Annotated in this window: 17 protein-coding genes; 4 read left to right on the forward strand and 13 right to left on the reverse strand. The window is 63.1% G+C overall.

Annotated elements, in window-relative coordinates; translation table 11 throughout:
• Positions 1-308: 308 nt before the first annotated feature.
• Both pssA and ilvC read right to left on the reverse strand, forming a co-directional pair.
• Entirely contained in the window at positions 309-1,145 is an 837-nt protein-coding gene (pssA, locus tag ABE957_RS13425; RefSeq protein WP_349759190.1) for a CDP-diacylglycerol--serine O-phosphatidyltransferase, read from the reverse strand.
• 138 nt (positions 1,146-1,283) lie between these two features.
• Positions 1,284-2,354 carry a ketol-acid reductoisomerase gene (ilvC, locus tag ABE957_RS13430; protein WP_349759297.1) on the reverse strand — a complete coding sequence of 357 codons (1,071 nt, stop codon included), beginning with the start codon at positions 2,352-2,354 and terminating at the stop codon, positions 1,284-1,286.
• 137 nt (positions 2,355-2,491) lie between these two features.
• Between ilvC and ilvY the strand changes: the two genes are divergently transcribed.
• Positions 2,492-3,382: an HTH-type transcriptional activator IlvY gene (gene ilvY / locus ABE957_RS13435; protein ID WP_349759191.1), complete on the forward strand. Its 891-nt coding sequence runs from the start codon at positions 2,492-2,494 to the stop codon at positions 3,380-3,382.
• A 131-nt stretch (positions 3,383-3,513) separates the two neighbouring features.
• Here ilvY and ilvN read toward each other — a convergent pair whose 3' ends face one another.
• The 5 genes from ilvN to rluD all read right to left on the reverse strand — a co-directional run bounded on the left by ilvN (position 3,514) and on the right by rluD (position 11,007).
• The gene (gene ilvN / locus ABE957_RS13440) at positions 3,514-4,005 is read right to left on the reverse strand and encodes an acetolactate synthase small subunit (RefSeq protein ID WP_089852090.1); all 492 of its coding nucleotides are present in this window, start codon (positions 4,003-4,005) and stop codon (positions 3,514-3,516) included.
• Positions 4,005-5,729 carry an acetolactate synthase 3 large subunit gene (locus tag ABE957_RS13445; protein WP_349759192.1) on the reverse strand — a complete coding sequence of 575 codons (1,725 nt, stop codon included), beginning with the start codon at positions 5,727-5,729 and terminating at the stop codon, positions 4,005-4,007. Before ABE957_RS13445 ends, ilvN begins: the two co-directional genes overlap by 1 nt.
• Before the next feature lie 601 nt (positions 5,730-6,330).
• Complete coding sequence (gene clpB / locus ABE957_RS13450; RefSeq protein ID WP_349759193.1) at positions 6,331-8,913, reverse strand: ATP-dependent chaperone ClpB; 2,583 nt, start codon at positions 8,911-8,913, stop codon at positions 6,331-6,333.
• Between the two features lie 355 nt (positions 8,914-9,268).
• The gene (gene pgeF, locus ABE957_RS13455; RefSeq protein WP_349759194.1) at positions 9,269-10,024 is read right to left on the reverse strand and encodes a peptidoglycan editing factor PgeF; all 756 of its coding nucleotides are present in this window, start codon (positions 10,022-10,024) and stop codon (positions 9,269-9,271) included.
• Positions 10,025-10,047: 23 nt separating this feature from the next.
• Positions 10,048-11,007 (reverse strand): 23S rRNA pseudouridine(1911/1915/1917) synthase RluD, encoded by a 960-nt coding sequence (rluD, locus tag ABE957_RS13460; RefSeq protein WP_349759195.1) that lies wholly within the window; start codon positions 11,005-11,007, stop codon positions 10,048-10,050.
• 125 nt (positions 11,008-11,132) lie between these two features.
• On the opposite strand from rluD, the gene ABE957_RS13465 reads away from it, so the two are divergent.
• A complete protein-coding gene (locus ABE957_RS13465) occupies positions 11,133-11,945 on the forward strand; it encodes an outer membrane protein assembly factor BamD (RefSeq protein ID WP_349759196.1) in 813 nt (270 codons plus the stop codon).
• A gap of 117 nt (positions 11,946-12,062) precedes the next feature.
• Here the strand turns inward: ABE957_RS13465 and ABE957_RS13470 are convergent, their stop codons facing one another.
• Complete coding sequence (locus ABE957_RS13470) at positions 12,063-13,694, reverse strand: NAD+ synthase (protein WP_349759197.1); 1,632 nt, start codon at positions 13,692-13,694, stop codon at positions 12,063-12,065.
• A gap of 101 nt (positions 13,695-13,795) precedes the next feature.
• Here ABE957_RS13470 and ABE957_RS13475 point away from each other — a divergent pair, with 101 nt between their 5' ends.
• Positions 13,796-14,068: a PP0621 family protein gene (locus ABE957_RS13475; protein WP_349759198.1), complete on the forward strand. Its 273-nt coding sequence runs from the start codon at positions 13,796-13,798 to the stop codon at positions 14,066-14,068.
• Positions 14,069-14,275: 207 nt separating this feature from the next.
• Positions 14,276-14,824: a GspH/FimT family pseudopilin gene (locus tag ABE957_RS13480; RefSeq protein ID WP_349759199.1), complete on the forward strand. Its 549-nt coding sequence runs from the start codon at positions 14,276-14,278 to the stop codon at positions 14,822-14,824.
• An 11-nt stretch (positions 14,825-14,835) separates the two neighbouring features.
• On the opposite strand, the gene ABE957_RS13485 is transcribed toward ABE957_RS13480, so the two are convergent.
• Genes ABE957_RS13485 through ABE957_RS13505 form a run of 5 tightly spaced genes read right to left on the reverse strand, consistent with a single transcriptional unit; the run spans position 14,836 to position 18,051 of the window.
• Entirely contained in the window at positions 14,836-16,089 is a 1,254-nt protein-coding gene (locus ABE957_RS13485; RefSeq protein WP_349759200.1) for a PilX N-terminal domain-containing pilus assembly protein, read from the reverse strand.
• A 20-nt stretch (positions 16,090-16,109) separates the two neighbouring features.
• Entirely contained in the window at positions 16,110-16,652 is a 543-nt protein-coding gene (locus ABE957_RS13490) for a PilW family protein (protein ID WP_349759201.1), read from the reverse strand.
• A complete protein-coding gene (gene pilV / locus ABE957_RS13495) occupies positions 16,649-17,128 on the reverse strand; it encodes a type IV pilus modification protein PilV (protein WP_349759202.1) in 480 nt (159 codons plus the stop codon). Before pilV ends, ABE957_RS13490 begins: the two co-directional genes overlap by 4 nt.
• On the reverse strand, positions 17,115-17,609 hold the full coding sequence (locus ABE957_RS13500; RefSeq protein ID WP_349759203.1) for a GspH/FimT family pseudopilin: 495 nt from the start codon (positions 17,607-17,609) through the stop codon (positions 17,115-17,117). The genes pilV and ABE957_RS13500 overlap by 14 nt, the downstream gene beginning before the upstream one ends.
• Complete coding sequence (locus ABE957_RS13505; RefSeq protein WP_349759204.1) at positions 17,596-18,051, reverse strand: type IV pilin protein; 456 nt, start codon at positions 18,049-18,051, stop codon at positions 17,596-17,598. Before ABE957_RS13505 ends, ABE957_RS13500 begins: the two co-directional genes overlap by 14 nt.
• Between the last annotated feature and the right edge of the window lie 101 nt (positions 18,052-18,152).

Raw genomic sequence — 18,152 nt, forward strand, 5'->3', positions numbered from 1 at the left:
AAGCGTCTTCGAAAAACCCAAGTGGAAACAAGCACTTCTGCCACCATCACCGCCTGCAACGTTTGCCCGTTGCCGGCAGCGGATGCGTACTTTACGGATTTCCCCGGAGCCGTGCAAGGCCTGCGTGAAGAAAAATGTCAGAGCCGTGTTCCGGCCGTGACGCGGTGGTGACCGACACGCCGACGCCACCTTATCCACAGCGCCTTCGAGCTTTCGGCGCGACGACCGGGTGTGGATAGATTCCCCCGCCCTCCAGAGACGCGAACGCCCGCGCGAGGCGGGCGTTTTGACGGGGCGAGTCTAACGGCTCAGCCGGCGGAGGGCGAATGCTTCAGCTTGCGCATCAGCGCCAGCACCGGCCCGGAGGCCACATAGGCGCCGAACAGCAGCAGCAGCATCACCGAGGGCTCGATGGAGATCACCACGAAGCCCAGCACGATGGCCAGCAGGAAGACGAAGGGCACCGGCCCCTTGAGGTCCACGTCCTTGAAGCTGTAGTAGCGGATGTTGCTGACCATCAGCACCCCGGCGGCCCCCACCACGAAGAGCATCAGCAGCTTGAAGCCGAAGGCATCGGCATCGAAGCTGTGGAAGGTCCAGACGCTGGCCGCCACCAGGGCCGCCGCCGAGGGGCTCGGCAGGCCGATGAACCACTTCTTGTCGACGCTGCCGATCTGCACGTTGAAGCGCGCCAGGCGCAGGGCGGCACAGGCCACGTAGAGGAAGGCCACCACCCAGCCGGTCTTGCCGATGTCCTGCAGGATCCAGATGAAGGCCACCAGGCCCGGCGCCACGCCGAAGGAGAGCATGTCGGAGAGGCTGTCGTACTCGGCGCCGAAGTCGCTCTGGGTATTGGTCAGGCGAGCCACCCGGCCGTCCAGGCCATCCAGCACCATGGCGATGAAGATGGCGATCGACGCCGTGGTGAAGTCTCCGTTGACGGCGGCCACCATGGCGAAGAAGCCAGAGAACAGCGCCGAAGTGGTAAAGAGGTTGGGCAGCAGGTAGACGCCCTTGCGACGAATCTTCTTGCCGCCCTCCTCGGCCTCCTCGATGACCTCCGATTCACGCACGAAGGTGCTCGCCAGATCCTCCTCGCCCGGCTGGCTTGGGTCATGCTCGCTGCTGTGCGGATCCCGACTCATCTGTCTCTTCCATCGCCTTGGGTGTCGTCCCATTCTACACACACCGTGACAAAAGACTCACGAAGACCCTGCCATGCCCCAAACGCAGCGAGGGCGCGGATGTCCGCGCCCTCGAGTCGGTCAAAACGGATCCGCAGATCAGTTCTTCGACTTGTCGACCAGCTGGTTGGCGGCGATCCACGGCATCATGCCGCGGAGCTTCTCGCCGACCTGCTCGATCGGGTGCTCGGCATTGAGACGGCGACGCGCGGTCATCGAGGGATAGTTGGTGTTGCCCTCGTTGATGAACATCTTGGCGTACTCGCCGGTCTGGATGCGCTTGAGTGCGTTGCGCATGGCCTCGCGGGACTGCTCGTTGATCACCTCGGTGCCGGTCACGTACTCGCCATACTCCGCGTTGTTGGAGATGGAGTAGTTCATGTTGGCGATGCCGCCCTCGTACATCAGGTCGACGATCAGCTTGAGCTCGTGCAGACACTCGAAGTAGGCCATCTCCGGCTCGTAGCCCGCCTCGGTCAGGGTCTCGAAGCCGGCCTTGACCAGTTCCACTGCGCCACCGCACAGCACGGCCTGCTCGCCGAACAGATCGGTCTCGGTCTCGTCCTTGAAGGAGGTCTCGATGATGCCGCTGCGCCCGCCGCCGATAGCCGCCGCGTAGGAGAGCGAGAGCTCCTTGGCGTTGCCGGAGGCGTCCTGATGGATGGCGATCAGGTCCGGGATACCGCCGCCGCGCACGAACTCGGAGCGCACGGTGTGGCCCGGGGCCTTGGGCGCGATCATCACCACGTCCAGGTCCTGGCGCGGCTCGATCTGGTTGTAGTGGATGTTGAAGCCGTGAGCGAAGGCCAGGGTGGCGCCTTGCTTCAGGTTCGGCTCGATCTGGTTCTCGTAGATCGCCTTCTGGTTCTCGTCCGGGGCCAGGAGCATCACGACGTCGGCGCTCTTGCTGGCGTCCTCGACGGAGGCAACCTTGAGGCCGGCGGCCTCGGCCTTGGCGGCGGAGGAGGAGCCGGCGCGCAGGGCGACGGTGACGTCGACCCCGGACTCCTTGAGGTTGTTGGCGTGGGCATGACCCTGTGAACCGTAGCCCACGATGGCGACTTTCTTGCCCTGGATGAGGGAGAGATCGCAATCCTTATCGTAGTAAACGCGCATGACGTGCTCCTGAAGCGAAAAATGGTGTCGATGATATTCGAAGTTGACGTTCAGCGTTGATGGCCACCCGTGCCGTCTGTCGCGGCACTGGGATTCGATGCAGCCGATGGAGTCACCTTACGCCAGCCCTCGCGTTGCGTAAAACGCTATATTTGCAATGCAATATCCCGATTTGTGCAATAATAGCTTCCATGGACATGCGCCCCCTCAAGCACTTCCTCGCCCTGGCCGAGACCCTGCATTTCGGTCGCGCCAGCGAGACGTGCCACGTCAGCTCCTCGACCCTCTCCCGCACGATCCGCCAGCTCGAGGAGAGCCTGGGCGTGCCCCTCTTCGAGCGCGACAACCGCCATGTGGCGCTGACCCGCCAGGGCCGCACCTTCCTGGCCTATGCCCGGGAGGCGCTGGAGGAGTGGGAGCGGCTGCGCCAGTCGCTGATGAGCGAGGCGCGTACCCTGACCGGCGAGATCAGCATCTACTGCTCGGTGACCGCGAGCTACAGCTTCCTCTATGAGCTGCTGAGCGAATTCCGTACCCGCTATCCAGGAATAGAGCTCAAGCTTCACACCGGCGACCCGGCCCAGTCCATCCAGCGGGTGCTGGCCGGCAACGAGGACATGGCGATCACCCCGCGCCCCCGCCAGTCGCCCGACGCGCTGGGCTTCAAGTCGCTGACTCGCTCGCCGCTGGTGTTCATCGCGCCCCACGAGGCACACGACTGGATCCCGACCACGCCCGAGTCGCCGTCTGCCGAGCAGTGGCGCGAGGTGCCGATGATCCTCTCCGAGGCCGGCCTGTCCCGCCAGTACAGCGACACCTGGTTTCGGGCGCTGGGCGTGGCGCCGCGCATCTACGCCCAGGTAGCCGGTCACGAGGCCATTGTCAGCATGGTGGGGCTGGGCTTCGGCCTCGGCGTGGTGCCGCGGATCGTGCTCGATACCAGCCCGCTGGCGGAGCGCGTGCGGATCCTGCCGGTCAAGCCGGAGCTGCCCCACTACGACGTCGGCCTCTGCGTGCTCGAACGGCGACTGAAGAGTCCGCTGATCGCCGCGCTCTGGGACGAGGTCGCCGAGCGCTTCTGATCGTCGGGCATCGTGCCTGACCGTCGGACACGGTACCTGACTCCCCACATACAAAAGCGCCGCCCCGAAGGGCGGCGCTGTCAGGCGTCGAGCTTGTGGCGAGAGCCACCCGACTCGCGGTCGTGCAGGCGCTAGAGGGAGAGCACCTTGTCGCCCCGGGCGATGCCCGAGACTCCGGTGCGCGCCACCTCGAGCAGGCCTACCGGCGCCATGGCCTGCAGGAAGGCATCCAGCTTTCCCGCATCGCCGGTGATCTGCACCGTGTAGAGGCTCGGGGTCACGTCGACGATCTGCGCGCGGAAGATGTCCACGGTGCGCTTCACCTCGTCGCGGGCCGCGCCCAGGGCCTTGACCTTGACCAGCATCAGCTCGCGCTCGATGTGGTTGCCCTCGGTCAGGTCCACCAGCTTGACCACGTCGATCAGCTTGTTGAGGTGCTTGGTGATCTGCTCGATCACCCGATCGTCCCCGACGGTGGTCACGGTCAGCCGCGACAGGCTGGGGTCCTCGGTGGGCGCCACGTTCAGCGTTTCGATGTTGAAGTTGCGCTGCGAGAACAGCCCCACCACGCGAGACAGGGCGCCCGGTTCGTTTTCCATCAGAATCGAGATGATATGGCGCATCAGGTCCGCTCCGTCTTGGAAAGCAGCATGTCACGCATGGAGCCCAGGGGCACATGCATCGGATAGACGTGCTCGTGCGGGTCGACGAGAACATCGAGGAACACCAGCTCGTGCTTGTCGGCAAAGGTCCTTTCCAGTGCCGGCTCGAGATCCGCCAGTGTCTCCACCCGCAGCGCGGTGAAGCCATATGCTTCGATCAACTGCTGGAAGTTGGGCAGCGACTCCATGTAGGAGTGCGCATGGCGGGACTTGTAGTTCAGGTCCTGCCACTGGCGCACCATGCCCAACGAGGCGTTGTTGAGGTTGACGATCTTCACGCCGCCCCCGAACTGCTTACAGGTCGACAGCTCCTGCATCATCATCTGGAAGCTGCCCTCCCCGGTCACGCAGATCACCTGCTCCTCCGGGAAGTTGTGCTTGATGCCCATGGCCGCCGGGAAGCCGAAGCCCATGGTGCCAAGCCCGCCCGAGGTGATGAAGCGGTTGGGCTTGTCGAACTTGTAGTACTGGGCCGCGAACATCTGGTGCTGACCCACATCGGTGGTCACGTAGGCCTCGCCGCGGGTCGACCGGCACAGCGCCTCGATGACCTCCTGGGGCTTGATCGGCTCGTCGGGCTTCGACGGCTCGTAGAGTCGACCCCGGCGCTCCTCGCGCCAGCCATCGATCTGCGTCCACCACTCGGCCAGCTCCTCGGGGTGAGCGATCTCCCGGCCCTGCACCATGCTGATCATCTCGTTGATCACGCTGCTCGCCGGTCCGACGATGGGCACGTCGGCGCGCACCGTCTTGGAGACGGAACTCGGATCGATGTCGACGTGGACGATCTTGGCGGTGGGACAGAACTTCGAGGTGTTGTTGGTGACGCGATCATCGAAGCGGGCACCGATGGCGATGATCAGGTCGGCATGGTGCATGGCCATGTTCGACTCGTAGGAGCCGTGCATGCCCAGCCACCCCAGGCACTGCCGATCGCTCTGCGGATAGGCGCCGATGCCCATCAGCGTGGTGGTGATCGGATAGCCCAGCCGCCGCACCAGGTCGGTCAGCCCCTCGCAGGCGTTGCCGGTGACCACGCCGCCGCCGGTGTAGAACACCGGGCGCCGAGCCTTGAGCATCAGCTCGACGGCCTTCTTGATCTGGCCGGTATGGCCGCGGGTGACCGGGTTGTACGAGCGCATCTTGACCTTCTTGGGGTAGACGTACTCGTAGCGTTCGGTGGGCGCGGTCATGTCCTTGGGAATGTCCACCACCACCGGACCGGGACGCCCGGTCGCGGCCAGGTAGTAGGCCTTCTTGAGGACTTCGGGAATCTCGCTCGGGTGCCGGATCGAGAAGCTGTGCTTCACGATCGGCCGAGTCACGCCGACGATGTCGGTTTCCTGGAAGGCGTCGTCACCGATCAAGTGGCTCATCACCTGGCCACACAGCACCACCATGGGAATCGAGTCCATGTAGGCGGTGGCGATGCCGGTGACCGCGTTGGTCGCCCCGGGCCCGGAGGTCACCAGCACCGTGCCGGGCTTGCCGGAGGCCCGTGCATAGCCGTCGGCGGCATGCGTGGCGGCCTGTTCGTGGCGCACCAGGATGTGCTTGACCTTGTCCTGACGAAACAGCGCGTCGTAGATGTGCAGCGCCGCCCCGCCGGGATACCCATAGATATATTCGACGCCCTCATCCTGGAGGAAGCGGGCAATCATGTCTGCGCCGGAAAGCAGTTCCACAGATGTATCTCCCCTGGAGGTCTCGAGTGCGATCCGTGTCCGCCGTGGGGACACGAAGTCGAGTGCGGCGGTATGCCGCTGCCGGCCGTGCCGGCACCTGATGCCAAACCCTGGCAGTAAGGGCCCTGTTGGGGCCTGCACTCTCATCACGGCGGATTGCCGCGTCGGGGCGTTGGCCAGGCCGGGCGGTTGGCCCGGACCCGGAAGTCCTTCGGCGGGTAGAGGCACTCGGCCTACCCTTCGCGCGGGGATGGGGGGTGGCCCGCTGGCATCCGCGCCCGTTATCAGGAACGCTCAAGATTCCATTAGCGTTGTTGGCGTGTCAACCGCGGAAACCACGTGGGTAGCCCATGCAGGGCCATTCGGCAAGTCGAGGAGATCACGCTGGTACCACCATGGCCCCTATTGCATGGCGCCCAAAAAAGAGCCCGTCGGCTCGCAGGGAGCGACGGGCAATGGGGGTTACAGGACGCAACCTGATAATCATTCTAGTCCGTCGTCGCCCGGGCGCCGGGCGACGATGGTAACGCTTTGTGGCGGTTTGTGGCGGTTTGTGGCGCTCGACGAGGCCCGGTTATCGGGGCTCGTCGGGCCCCGCTCCTCAGCTCTGAAACACCAGCCGGTCGCCTTCCGCCTCCACATGGATGACGTCGCCGGGCGAGAACTTGCCGGCCAGCAGGTCCTGGGCCAGCGGATTCTCGATGCGGCTCTGGATCGCCCGCTTGAGCGGCCGGGCGCCGAACACCGGATCGAAGCCCACGACTGCCAGCTGGGCCAGGGCCGCATCGCTGACCTCGAGCGACAGCTCGTGCTCGGCGAGCCGTGCGCGCAGGCGGTCGAGCTGGATGCCGGCGATGGCCTGGATCTGCTCCTGGCCGAGGGCGTGGAACACCACCACCTCGTCGATGCGGTTGATCAGCTCGGGGCGGAAGTGATCGCCCACCACGGCCATCACCATCTCCTTCATCTGGGCGTAGTCCGAGTCATCGCCGCCCATGCGCTGGATGATGTCCGAGCCCATGTTGGAGGTCATCACGATCACCGTATTGCGGAAGTCCACGGTGCGCCCCTGACCGTCGGTGAGTCGGCCGTCCTCCAGCACCTGCAACAGGATGTTGAAGACATCGGCATGGGCCTTCTCCACCTCGTCGAGCAGCAGCACCGAGTAGGGCTTGCGACGCACCGCCTCGGTCAGGTAGCCGCCCTCCTCGTAGCCGACGTAGCCGGGAGGCGCGCCGATCAGCCGGGCCACGGAGTGCTTCTCCATGAACTCCGACATGTCGATGCGCACCATCGCCTCCTCGGTGTCGAACAGGAAGTTCGCCAGCGACTTGCACAGCTCCGTCTTGCCCACACCGGTCGGGCCGAGGAACAGGAAGGAGCCGTTGGGGCGGTTGGGGTCGGCGAGCCCGGCCCGGGAACGGCGCACCGCGTTGGCCACGGCGGTGACCGCCTCGTCCTGGCCGATCACCCGCTCGTGCAGCGCCTCTTCCATGCGCAGCAGCTTGTCGCGCTCGCCCTCGAGCATCTTGGCCACCGGGATGCCGGTCCAGCGCGACACCACTTCGGCGATTTCCTCCTCGGTAACGTTGGAGCGCAGCAGCTGGTGCTTGGCCGTGTCGGCCTCGGCCTCGCCGGCCTCGGCGATCTTCTTCTCCAGGCCGGGAATCACCCCGTACTGGATCTCGGACATGCGCGCCAGGTCGCCCTGGCGGCGGGCCTGCTCCAGATCGATGCGCGCGCGATCGAGCTCGTCCTTGAACTGCGCCGCCCCCTGGATGCTGGCCTTCTCGGCCTTCCAGATCTCGTCGAGGTCGGCATACTCGCGCTCGAGTTCCTCGATCTGTCCCTCCAGCCCCTCGAGGCGCTTCTTCGAGGCCTCGTCGGTCTCCTTCTTGAGGTGCTCACGCTCCATCTTCAGCTGGATCAGCCGGCGATCGAGACGATCCATCTCCTCGGGCTTGGAGTCGAGCTCCATGCGGATGCGCGAGGAGGCCTCATCGATCAGATCGATGGCCTTGTCGGGCAGCTGGCGATCGGTGATGTAGCGGGTCGAGAGCTTGGCCGCGGCGATGATCGCGCCGTCGGTGATATCGACGCCGTGGTGCACCTCGTAGCGCTCCTTGAGGCCGCGCAGGATCGCCACGGTGTCCTCCTCGGAGGGCTCGTCGACCAGCACCTTCTGGAAGCGGCGCTCCAGGGCCGCATCCTTCTCGATGTACTTGCGATACTCGTCGAGGGTGGTGGCGCCCACGCAGTGCAGCTCGCCGCGGGCCAGGGCCGGTTTCAACATGTTGCCGGCGTCCATGGAGCCCTCGGCCTTGCCGGCGCCGACCATGGTGTGCAGCTCGTCGATGAACAGGATCACCCGCCCCTCTTCCTGAGCCAGCTCCTTGAGCACCGACTTCAGGCGCTCCTCGAACTCGCCGCGGAACTTGGCGCCGGCCAGCAGCGCGCCCATGTCCAGCGACAGCACGCGCTTGTCCTTGAGGCCCTCCGGCACCTCGCCGTCGACGATGCGCTGCGCGAGCCCCTCGACGATGGCCGTCTTGCCGACGCCGGGCTCGCCGATCAGCACCGGATTGTTCTTGGTGCGCCGCTGCAGCACCTGGATGGTGCGACGGATCTCGTCGTCGCGGCCGATCACCGGGTCGATCTTGCCGCTGGCGGCCCGCTCGTTGAGATCCAGGGTGTACTTCTCCAGCGCCTCGCGCTGATCCTCGGCGTTGGGATCATCCACCGTTTCGCCGCCGCGCACGCCGTTGACGGCGGTCTCAAGCGCCTTGCGGGTCACCCCGGCCTGGGTCAGCAGCTTGGTCACAGCGCCGCCCATCTCCAGCGCGGCGAGCAGCACCAGCTCGCTTGCGATGTACTGGTCGCCGCGCTTCTGGGCCTCGCGGTCGGTGAGGTTGAAGAGCTTGATCAGATCGCGGGAGGGCTGCACCTCGCCGTCGAAGTTGGCGACCTTGGGCAGGTCGTCGAGATGGCCCACCAGGCCGTCGCGCAGCCGCGCGGCGTCGGCGCCGGCCTTCTGCACCAGCGCCTTGACGCCGGTATCGGTGGCCTCCAGCAGCGCCAGCAGCAGGTGGCCGGGCTCCAGCTGGTTGTGACCGCGGCCCACGGCAAGGGACTGGGCATCGGCCACGGCGTTCTGCAGCTTGGCGGTGAACTTGTCGAATCGCATGGGTGTTCCTCCATCGGGGTGGCGGCGCGTTCGGACGCGCCGCGTGACCCTGTCAATGTGTCTTGAGGGCTTCAATGGAGTCAGCGTGGTCGGCTTTCAAGTCACCGGCCAGGGAAAGGAGGGCGGGAGTTGACGGTGATCAAGAGGGCAAGGGGCAAGGGGCAAGGGGCAAGGGGCAAGGGGCAAGGGGCAAGGGGCAAGGGGCAAGGGGCAAGGGGCAAGGGGCAAGGGGCAAGGGGCAAGGGGCAAGGCAGCATCCTTATCTGGCAGAAAGCCGCGAGAGGCTATTTTCTTGTCACCGGTCGAAGGCCTCGGGTTTTCCTTGGACCTTGCTCCTTGAAGCTTGTGGCTCGCTTCAGCGTAACCAGATCACGCTGGCCATGCGGCCGGTGACGCCGTCGTCGCGGCGATGGGAGTAGAAGCGCGGCTCGCAGGCGGTGCAGAAGTGGCCGCCGCTGATGTGCGACACGCCGAGGCGCTCCAGGCGCAGGCGGGCGAGCTTGTAGAGGTCGGCCATGTAGTGACCGAGCCGGTAGGGGCTCGGGTCGAAGGCCGCCTCGGCCTCGGGGTGCACGCCGACAAAGGCCTGCTGCACCTCGGGCCCGACCTCGAACTGGGCGTTGGAGATCGCCGGGCCCAGCCAGGCCATCAGCGCCTCCGGGGGCAGCCCCATCGCTCCTACCGTCGCCTCGATCACGCCGCCGGCGAGCCCACGCCAGCCGGCATGGATGGCCGCCACGCGGGTGCCGTGGCGGTCGCAGAGGAAGACCGGCAGGCAATCGGCGGTGAGCACCACGCAGGCATAGTCGCGGCTCATCGCCACGGCGGCATCCGCCTCGGGCCTGGCATCGGAGAAAGACTGCTGTACCCGAGCGCCGTGCACCTGGTCGAGCCACAAGAGCGGCCGGTCGCCGCCGACCTCCTTCTCCAGCTGACGACGGCACAGCGCCACGTGGTCCGGGTTGTCGCCCACGCGATCGGCCGCATTGAAGGCGGCGAAGGCGCCCTGGCTGGGGCCGGTCTCGCGGGTGGTGACGAAGGCTCCCACGCTCTCCGGGGCGGGCCAGTCGGGCAGGATCGGCGTCGGGCGCAGGTCGAAGGTATCGCTCATCACGGGGTCCTTGGCACGAAGCCTTAGCGCATGGTCTCGCCGTCTTCGCGCAGGAAGTCGAGCAGCATCAGCAGGTCATCCGGCAGCGGCGCGCGAAAGGCCATCCGCTCGCCGCTGGCCGGGTGCACGAAGGCCAGCTTGCGGGCATGCAGCGCCTGGCGCGGGAAGTCACGCAGGATCTCCTTGAGCCGGTCGTCCGCGCCGGCCGGCAGCTTGAGGCGTCCGCCGTAGACCGGATCGCCGATCAGCGGATAGCGCACGTGAGACATGTGCACGCGGATCTGGTGAGTACGACCGGTCTCGAGCTTGCAGCGCACATGGGTGTGGGCGCGAAAGCGCTCGACCACCCGGTAGTGGGTCACCGCCGGCTTGCCCGAGGCGTTCACCGCCTGGCGCTTGCGATCCCGCGGATGGCGGCCGATGGGGGCATCCACAGTGCCGCCAGCGGTCATCACGCCGACCACCACGGCATCGTACTCCCGCGACACGCTGCGCGCCTGCAGCTGCTCGACCAGCGCCGTCTGGGCGGCCAAGGTCTTGGCCACCACCATCAGGCCGCTGGTGTCCTTGTCCAGGCGATGCACGATGCCCGCCCGGGGGATCGTCGCCAGCTGGGGGTCATGGTGTAGCAGCGCATTGAGCAGGGTGCCGTCGGGATTGCCAGCCGCGGGGTGGACCACCAGGCCAGGCGGCTTGTCGATCACCAGCACCTCTTCATCCTCGTATACCACCGTCAGCGGGATGTCCTCGGGCTCGAAGCGGGTGTCGTCCTCGATCTCGGCGGCAAGGGCCAGGGCCTCGCCGCCGTAGACCTTGTCCTTGGGCTTGGCCGGCTGGCCATCGAGGGTCAGGGCGCCGCTCTTGATCCAGGACTTGAGCCGCTCCCGGGAAAAGTCGGCGAAGAGCTCGGCGGCGGCCTGGTCGAGGCGCTGACCCGCCATGCGTTCGGGAACTCGGTGCTGGGCTTCGAGGGTCTGGGACATGGGTCGGAACGGGGCTCCGTGCGCACCGGGTGCGATGACTGCGTTTCGCCGCAAGGTGCTTTATAGTGGGCGGATATCGGCCGATTCTATCACGGCCGCCCGGGTTGTTAGACACGAGGATCACGATGCGCGTTATCACCTCCCCCGCTCGCCTGGCCGTTCTGATGCTGGCCGGTGCCCTGCTGGCCGGCTGTGCCGGCACCCCCGAGGAAGAGGAGCTCGATGGCGTCGCCGAACGCCAGCTCTACGAGGAGGGACGCGAGGCCCTCGAAACGAGCAGCTACACCACCGCGATCAATCGGCTCGAGGCCATCGACACTCGCTTTCCCTTCGGCGATACCGCGGAGCAGGCCCAGCTGGAACTGATCTACGCCTACTACCAGACCGACGACTGGGAGAACGCCCGGGCCGCGGCGAGCCGCTTCATCCGCCTGCATCCGGATCATCCCCAGGTCGACTACGCCTACTACATGCGCGGCCTGGCCGCCTGGCAGGCGGGTCGCTTCAGCCTGGAGCGCCTGCGCCTCATCGACATCTCCAAGCGCGACCTGGGCGCCACCCGCGACGCCTACGCCGACTTCAGCGAGCTGATCCAGCGTTACCCGAGCAGCCAGTACGCCCCGGACGCCCAGCAGCGCATCGTCTACCTGCGCAACGTGCTGGCGCGCCACGAGCTGCACGTGGCCGACTTCTACCTGCGCAAGGGCGCCTATCTCGCCGCCGTGGAGCGCGGCCGCTGGGTGTTGGAGAACTACCCCCAGACGGAAGCCAGCCGCGACGCCCTGGCCGTGATGGTCGAAGGCTACCTGGGCCTGGGGATGCGCGACCGCGCCGGCGAGACCCTGCAGGTGCTGATCGACAACGCCCCGAACCATGACCGGCTGCGCGGCCGCACCTTCCGGCCGCAGCACGTCAAGGCCGAGTCGCTGTCGGCCTGAGCCGCACCTGACCGTCGCCGGCTCTCTCCGTTAGATGCCAGAACCCACAACGCCGTCACCCTCTCGGGTGGCGGCGTTGTTTTGGCGGGCCCTACTCGAATTGAATGGCCTTGATGGCTAGTCGCCGGGCTGCCAGCCGTTGACGATGGGGTAGCGACGATCGCGACCGAAGCCGCGACGGGTGACGCGAACCCCCACCGGCGCCTGGCGACGCTTGTACTCGCAGCGGTCGACCAGCTGGACCACCTTGTAGACATCCTCGCGGTCGAAGCCCGCCGCGATGATCGCCTCGGCGCTCATGTCGCCCTCGATATAGCGCACCAGGATAGCGTCGAGCACGTCGTAGTCCGGCAGGCTGTCGCTGTCCTGCTGGTCGGGGGCCAGTTCGGCGGAAGGCGGCCGCTCGATGACGCGTTCCGGGATCGCCGGCGACTCGGTGTTGCGCCAGCGGGCCAGGCGATAGACCCAAGTCTTGTAGACGTCCTTGATGGCATTGTAGCCGCCGACCATGTCGCCATAGAGGGTGGCGTAGCCGACCGCCATCTCGCTCTTGTTGCCGGTGGTCAGCACCATCAGGCCCTTCTTGTTGGAGAGCGCCATCAGCAGCACGCCGCGACAGCGCGACTGCAGGTTCTCCTCGGTGGTGTCGCGCTCGGTGCCGGCGAAGCTCTCGGCCAGCGTCGACATGAAGGCCTCGACCATCGACTCGATGGGCAGCACCTCGTAGCCCACTCCCAGCAGCTCGGCCTGCTCGGCGGCGTCCTGCTTGGAGATGTCCGCCGTGTAGTGATAGGGCATCATCACCGCGTGGACCCGCTGCGGGCCCAGGGCATCGACGGCGATGGCGAGCGACAGCGCCGAATCGATGCCGCCGGAGAGCCCCAGCACCACGCCCTCGAAACCGCTCTTGTTGACGTAGTCGCGAAGGCCGGTGACCAGCGCGCAGTAGAGGTTCTCCTCCGGCGCCACCTCGGGCTCGGTCTCGCCGGAGCGCGGCACCCAGCGCTGCTGCTCGCGCACGAACTGCACCGGCATCAGGCCCACCGCCCAGTGGGGCGCCTGCACCATCAGCTCACCGTCGGCGTTCACGCAGGCCGAGCCGCCGTCGAAGACCAGCTCGTCCTGGCCGCCGATCTGGTTGACGTAGACGATGGGCCGCTCTACCTCGCGGGCCCGAGCCTCGAGCAGCGCCAGGCGTTCGGCGGGCTTGTCCTGGTGGAACGGCGAGGCATTCAGGGTGACGAGGATCTCGGCACCGGCGTCGCGGGCTTGGCGCACCGGCGCCTCGCTCCAGATGTCCTCGCAGATCAGGATGCCAAGCTTGGCGCCCTTGTGCTCGATCACCAGCGGCTGGCTGCCGGTGGCGAAGTAGCGCTGCTCGTCGAACACCTCGTAGTTGGGCAGCGCCTGCTTGGCGTACTCGCCCAGCCACTCGCCGTTGTAGAGCACCCCAGCCAGGTTCCAGTTCTGCCCCTCCCGGCGCCCCGGGTAGCCGACGATGACCATGACATCGCGGGCCATCTTCTCGGCCATGCGGGCGCGGGCGTGGCGCAGGCGGGTCTCCATGGAGGGGCGCAGCAGCAGGTCCTCCGGCGGGTAGCCGGTCAGGAAGAGCTCGGGCAGCACCACGATGTCGGCACCATGCTCGATGCGTGCCTCGCGTACCGTCTCGATGGCTCGGTCGGCATTGCCGGGAACATCACCGACCAGCGGGTCGAGCTGAGCCATCACCAGGGTCAGGTCTTGCATGGGCTTGGAAATCTCTCGAGAATCGATGGACAGTCGCCATTGTCCCGCAAGGGCGGCCGAGTGGCAAAGCCGGCCACCTCCACCTGGGAGTCCTACAAGGAATGAACCTGTTGCTGATTCGCCTGATCATCTTCGCCGTGCTGTTCGTCGCCGGCCTCAAGCTCTACTGCATGTACCGGGAATGGAAACTGGACCGGGACGGCCCGCAGCCGGAAGGCGACGAGACGGGCAACCGCATGGTGCGCTGTCGCTGGTGCCAGGTGCACCTGCCCGAAGACGATGCCCTGCGTGTACACGGTGACTGGTTCTGCTCCGGTGACCACCGGGACAAGTACCTGTCGGAGCAGACGGAAGAACAGAACAAGGACGACTAGGGACAAGCCAGGCCGGTCGCTGGCCCTTCCTCCCCCCACGATCGGCCGCCATCACAGCGACGAGAAATACGTCACTTATAGAGGAACACGTCGCTCTCCTCGTCTTCTTAGCGCACAGCGCCTGTCCGAGATCGCCTACGGCGGAGATAGACCGCCCGGCTAGCCTCAAGAGTGAATCTATCGCTCAGGCCATCGCCGGGAGGCCCCATGCGCCCTGCCGTCCGCTCTGCTTATCGTCGAACCTCTCTTTCCCTCCAGCAAGGCCTGACGCTGATCGAGCTGCTCGTCGCCATCGCCATGCTGGCCATCATGGTCACGATTGGCCTGCCTAACTTCCAGAACTTCACCGCCCGCAACGAGGTCGCCGCGGAGGTGATGCGCATCAGGACGGCATTGGCACTGGCGAGGAACACGGCGGTGACGAGGCGGACCACAATATCGGTCTGCTCCAGCTCAGGACCGCCTTACGAGACCTGTACATTCAATAACTGGAACAATGACTGGGTCATCGTAGAGGGTGAAGCAACTGACGGCAGCTTGGCGGGAGAAACAGTCCTGCGTGTGCTGGAGGCCTCGGATCGGGTCCAGGTCAGCTTCAATCGAGATGACCGCCCCGTACGTTTTTCCGCACTGGGCTGGTCAAAAGGCTATAACGGCACTTTCAGTATTTGTGGAAAAGTTACGAGCAACCCAACTGTCGTTCTCAACAATGCTGGAAGAGCACGTATCAAGGCCAGCAGCTCTGGAACTTGTTAGCAATCAGCGGGCTACTGGGAAACATCTTCGTACCATGCGACTAAGCGAACGCCCTTACCCCCTTGATATAGGAGCTTCCATGCCGCGCTACTATAATGCACACCCATATTACCACTGAGCTCGAGACTTCCAGTAACGATTTCGCCTTCCGAGTTGACACTTTGAAGCGCCACAATACCGCCATAGACCTGAGGATTTCCGGAACTAAACTTCAAAGTCCCACCTGGCTCGATAATAATCACCCCTTCATGAGTGCTCGTACCATGGTAATCAAGCACTGCCCCATCCCGCACGACGATCACACCTAGTGTATTAGTACTAGCACTTACAGTCACTTCAGCGCCATCAATGACCTCTATAAACCTAGGAGTAACAGTACCCCAAAAACCGCTATCTTCGAGTTGAGAATCAGACATAGTAGAATCGTAATCACCCCTACCTCCCACGTTGAAATCCAGCGAATCCCCATCGTGAAGTTCAACGTCGTATCCAGAGGAGCTTACAAAATCCAAAAAATCATACCACTGGGCCTGCCCTCCATACAACTCATTACTTCCATAATACTGATTATCGCAAACTGTATATGCAGTTCCATCGCTTGCCGTACCAGACTCGTAGCTTAAGCACTCATCCGATGACGGATGATCATCTGAATGCACATCGGGATAATAGGCATCGTACTCAAGTTTTCCATCGCTATCAGGACTGGCTATGCAAGCGTTACCCTGACAATCAAAAACTTCCGGCACATGATAATCTTCACCCGTAAGCTCCGCGTTACCACTGACGGTATCCGAGCAATAAATATCAAAACATGTGTAAGCAGCACTATATGGAGGTGTAGGCAACTTTTTATACCTAGAAACTATCGTTGCAGAAATCTCAGGCCTGTTTCTTGGATACCCCTGCATGGTAACTTTAACGTGCTCAGCACTAAGGGAACCACATATAGTATCATCCGACTCCGGCCCCCAGCATATCGCTTCTGCCTGATACATAGCATAGTCACCGACAGTACCTACATCGCCATTATTCCAGGGAACAGAGCTCAAGTCTGAAGGCCAGCTTGTTTGACCTCTAAGCCAGGAATAGAACTTAGAAGTGCCTGACTCCGAGGCCATCTGTGCCGTTTCCAAAGCTCGCTGATTACCCGCCATCGCCTCCTGAAGACGCGAGGCTTGCATGCTGGAAACACCAAGCAGCAGTGCCACTGTCAATAGCACTAAGCTTACGATGAGAGCTGCGCCAGCTTGTGTCTTATGCATACCCTACCTCCCTGCCAGACTTACCTGGCCACGGATTCCCGATTGGCTACGCGAAACGAGAACCTCTTATCAGCCACGGACTCTGCTCCTATTGGAGCAAACTCTATATCTACAGCCACATAACCATCGCTACTAATAAAGTCAAAATCAGCATCAACCAGGCCATCTACTACTGCCTGCTCTCCTACTAAACCGTCTCCGCAATCGTAATTGACATAGACAGCACCTGAGTTATACGAATAAATCACACTCACAAGATCGGAAGTGGAAGAGGAGCAATAAGGATCCTTCGTTCTTTTAGTATACTCCAGAACAAGCACCTTATCTCCGGTGTCGTCTATCTTATTCGCCGCCGAGCTACGAATATCCAACGAGACAACATCAGCGAAGAATCTTAATGACTCTTGCCGACTGGCCTGCTCATCCATTCTATTGAAGGACTGCTTGCTTGCTAAAAAAACTTGGGTTGCTCCAAGCACTACGAGCAGCCCAAGCACTAAAGCCACCATCAACTCAACCAAGGTGAAGCCACTTTCATGATAGTAAGATCTTTTACTTCTCATGGCTGACGCCCCGGAAGCTGAAAAGTATAAGACAGCTGAGAAACATTCTCTGTGTTCGCTGTACCGTATTCGAGAAACCTATCATCATTCCAGTCGACGGTTACCTTGTACTCACATCGCACACCAGTCCCATTTGGGTCTGACTCAATGCTACTATTTTCCTGCACACCCGGGAGCTTGTCTGACCAGTGAGTAATCCAGTCACTCGTGATAGCCGAGAGTGTAGGAGAGGTGGTGTCCCATGGACAAAAGTTGCTGGCCGATCCCAACTCAATCCATAGCCGCTCGACCGCATCTTGAGCAGCGAGCGAGGCGATGGAACGCTGATAGGAGACCTGAACGCTCTTCATAGCCTTCAGTTGCATCGCCGCAACACCAAGCAGTCCAGTCGAGAGAACGAGCACAGCTATCAACACCTCCAGCAGAGTGAAGCCTCGCTGCCCCACCCTCTTACTATACAGGCTAGGCACAATCATTCCCTATCTTCCCTGCCAAACCTACACGGATAGATTCAGTTTTACCGTCATGGCTTACATCGATCTTCTTACAGGCTATTCCAGCCAAACGTCCCAGCGAAGTGAACGTCACCACATTACTACTATCGATACTAACAGGCGAACTCGATTTATCGCGCACCTGGAGACACTTCGCATCCATTGGATCCGAGCAGTCTATACTGCCTAAACCAGATCCATCATCCAGCTTAACCTCCAGCCTCCAGCCACCTCCAACAACCTGACTTAGAACCGCTGTCACCTTCTCTCGATGTGCTACGGCTTCACTTCGAGCGTAGTTAAGCCCCGCAAGCATTGCGTTATAATCGGCAGCCAAGCGGTTGGTTGCTATCATACTCTGAAAACTCGGCACAGCAATAGTCGCCAATATTACGGCGACCGCAATCGTGACCAGCAGCTCAATTAGTGTAAAGCCGCTGTGTTTATTATTACCAGCAGCCATCCGGACTCCTCAAACCTTGGTGGTTTAGTGTGAAGTTGCCGCAGCTATCAGTGTCCTGAGGCGCCTGCGGAGTGGCTTTCAAGATATAACTGCTGACACCCGGTACAGTGCCATTACCCGCTCCATCGCTAGCTGTGACCTGATAAAACTCCTCGTCGGAAGTAACAGGAAAAGTGACGCAAGCCGCCCCACTGCCATCGTCCGTATAGTCGCTGGACACCGTATAGCAGCGTTCCAGCTGCCCGGCAACGCTGTTCAGCGCGGACATTGCATCCGTACGCCTGGCTTCCTGGACATAGCGCGTGTAGCTGGGGTAAGCGATAGAGGCGAGAATAGCGATAACAGCTACAACAATCATCAACTCGATGAGGGTGAAGCCAGCGCTTGGCCGGGTGGGTTCTGTCAGGCGCCGGGGCCTGCGTTGGGGGGTGTCGAAGGTCACGCGTGACGTCTCCCTGTGGGACGATACATTTGTTTCAGTATGTATCAAGACGTGAGTCTCGGGTAGGGTGCGGGACCAAAAATGCCATGTGGCCGGGGTGA

Source organism: Halomonas pelophila (assembly GCF_040196315.1).
Lineage (GTDB): Bacteria > Pseudomonadota > Gammaproteobacteria > Pseudomonadales > Halomonadaceae > Halomonas > Halomonas pelophila.

Bases quoted from the DNA above. Each gene is read 5' to 3' on its own strand.
- ABE957_RS13485 (WP_349759200.1), bottom strand. From the start codon at position 16,089: ATGCATAAGACACAAGCTGGCGCAGCTCTCATCGTAAGCTTAGTGCTA.
- ABE957_RS13490 (WP_349759201.1), bottom strand. From the start codon at position 16,652: ATGAGAAGTAAAAGATCTTACTATCATGAAAGTGGCTTCACCTTGGTT.
- ilvN (WP_089852090.1), bottom strand. From the start codon at position 4,005: ATGCGCCATATCATCTCGATTCTGATGGAAAACGAACCGGGCGCCCTG.
- pgeF (WP_349759194.1), bottom strand. From the start codon at position 10,024: ATGAGCGATACCTTCGACCTGCGCCCGACGCCGATCCTGCCCGACTGG.
- pssA (WP_349759190.1), bottom strand. From the start codon at position 1,145: ATGAGTCGGGATCCGCACAGCAGCGAGCATGACCCAAGCCAGCCGGGC.
- ABE957_RS13475 (WP_349759198.1), top strand. From the start codon at position 13,796: ATGAACCTGTTGCTGATTCGCCTGATCATCTTCGCCGTGCTGTTCGTC.
- pilV (WP_349759202.1), bottom strand. From the start codon at position 17,128: ATGATTGTGCCTAGCCTGTATAGTAAGAGGGTGGGGCAGCGAGGCTTC.
- rluD (WP_349759195.1), bottom strand. From the start codon at position 11,007: ATGTCCCAGACCCTCGAAGCCCAGCACCGAGTTCCCGAACGCATGGCG.
- clpB (WP_349759193.1), bottom strand. From the start codon at position 8,913: ATGCGATTCGACAAGTTCACCGCCAAGCTGCAGAACGCCGTGGCCGAT.
- ABE957_RS13470 (WP_349759197.1), bottom strand. From the start codon at position 13,694: ATGCAAGACCTGACCCTGGTGATGGCTCAGCTCGACCCGCTGGTCGGT.
- ilvY (WP_349759191.1), top strand. From the start codon at position 2,492: ATGGACATGCGCCCCCTCAAGCACTTCCTCGCCCTGGCCGAGACCCTG.
- ABE957_RS13465 (WP_349759196.1), top strand. From the start codon at position 11,133: ATGCGCGTTATCACCTCCCCCGCTCGCCTGGCCGTTCTGATGCTGGCC.
- ABE957_RS13500 (WP_349759203.1), bottom strand. From the start codon at position 17,609: ATGGCTGCTGGTAATAATAAACACAGCGGCTTTACACTAATTGAGCTG.
- ABE957_RS13480 (WP_349759199.1), top strand. From the start codon at position 14,276: ATGCGCCCTGCCGTCCGCTCTGCTTATCGTCGAACCTCTCTTTCCCTC.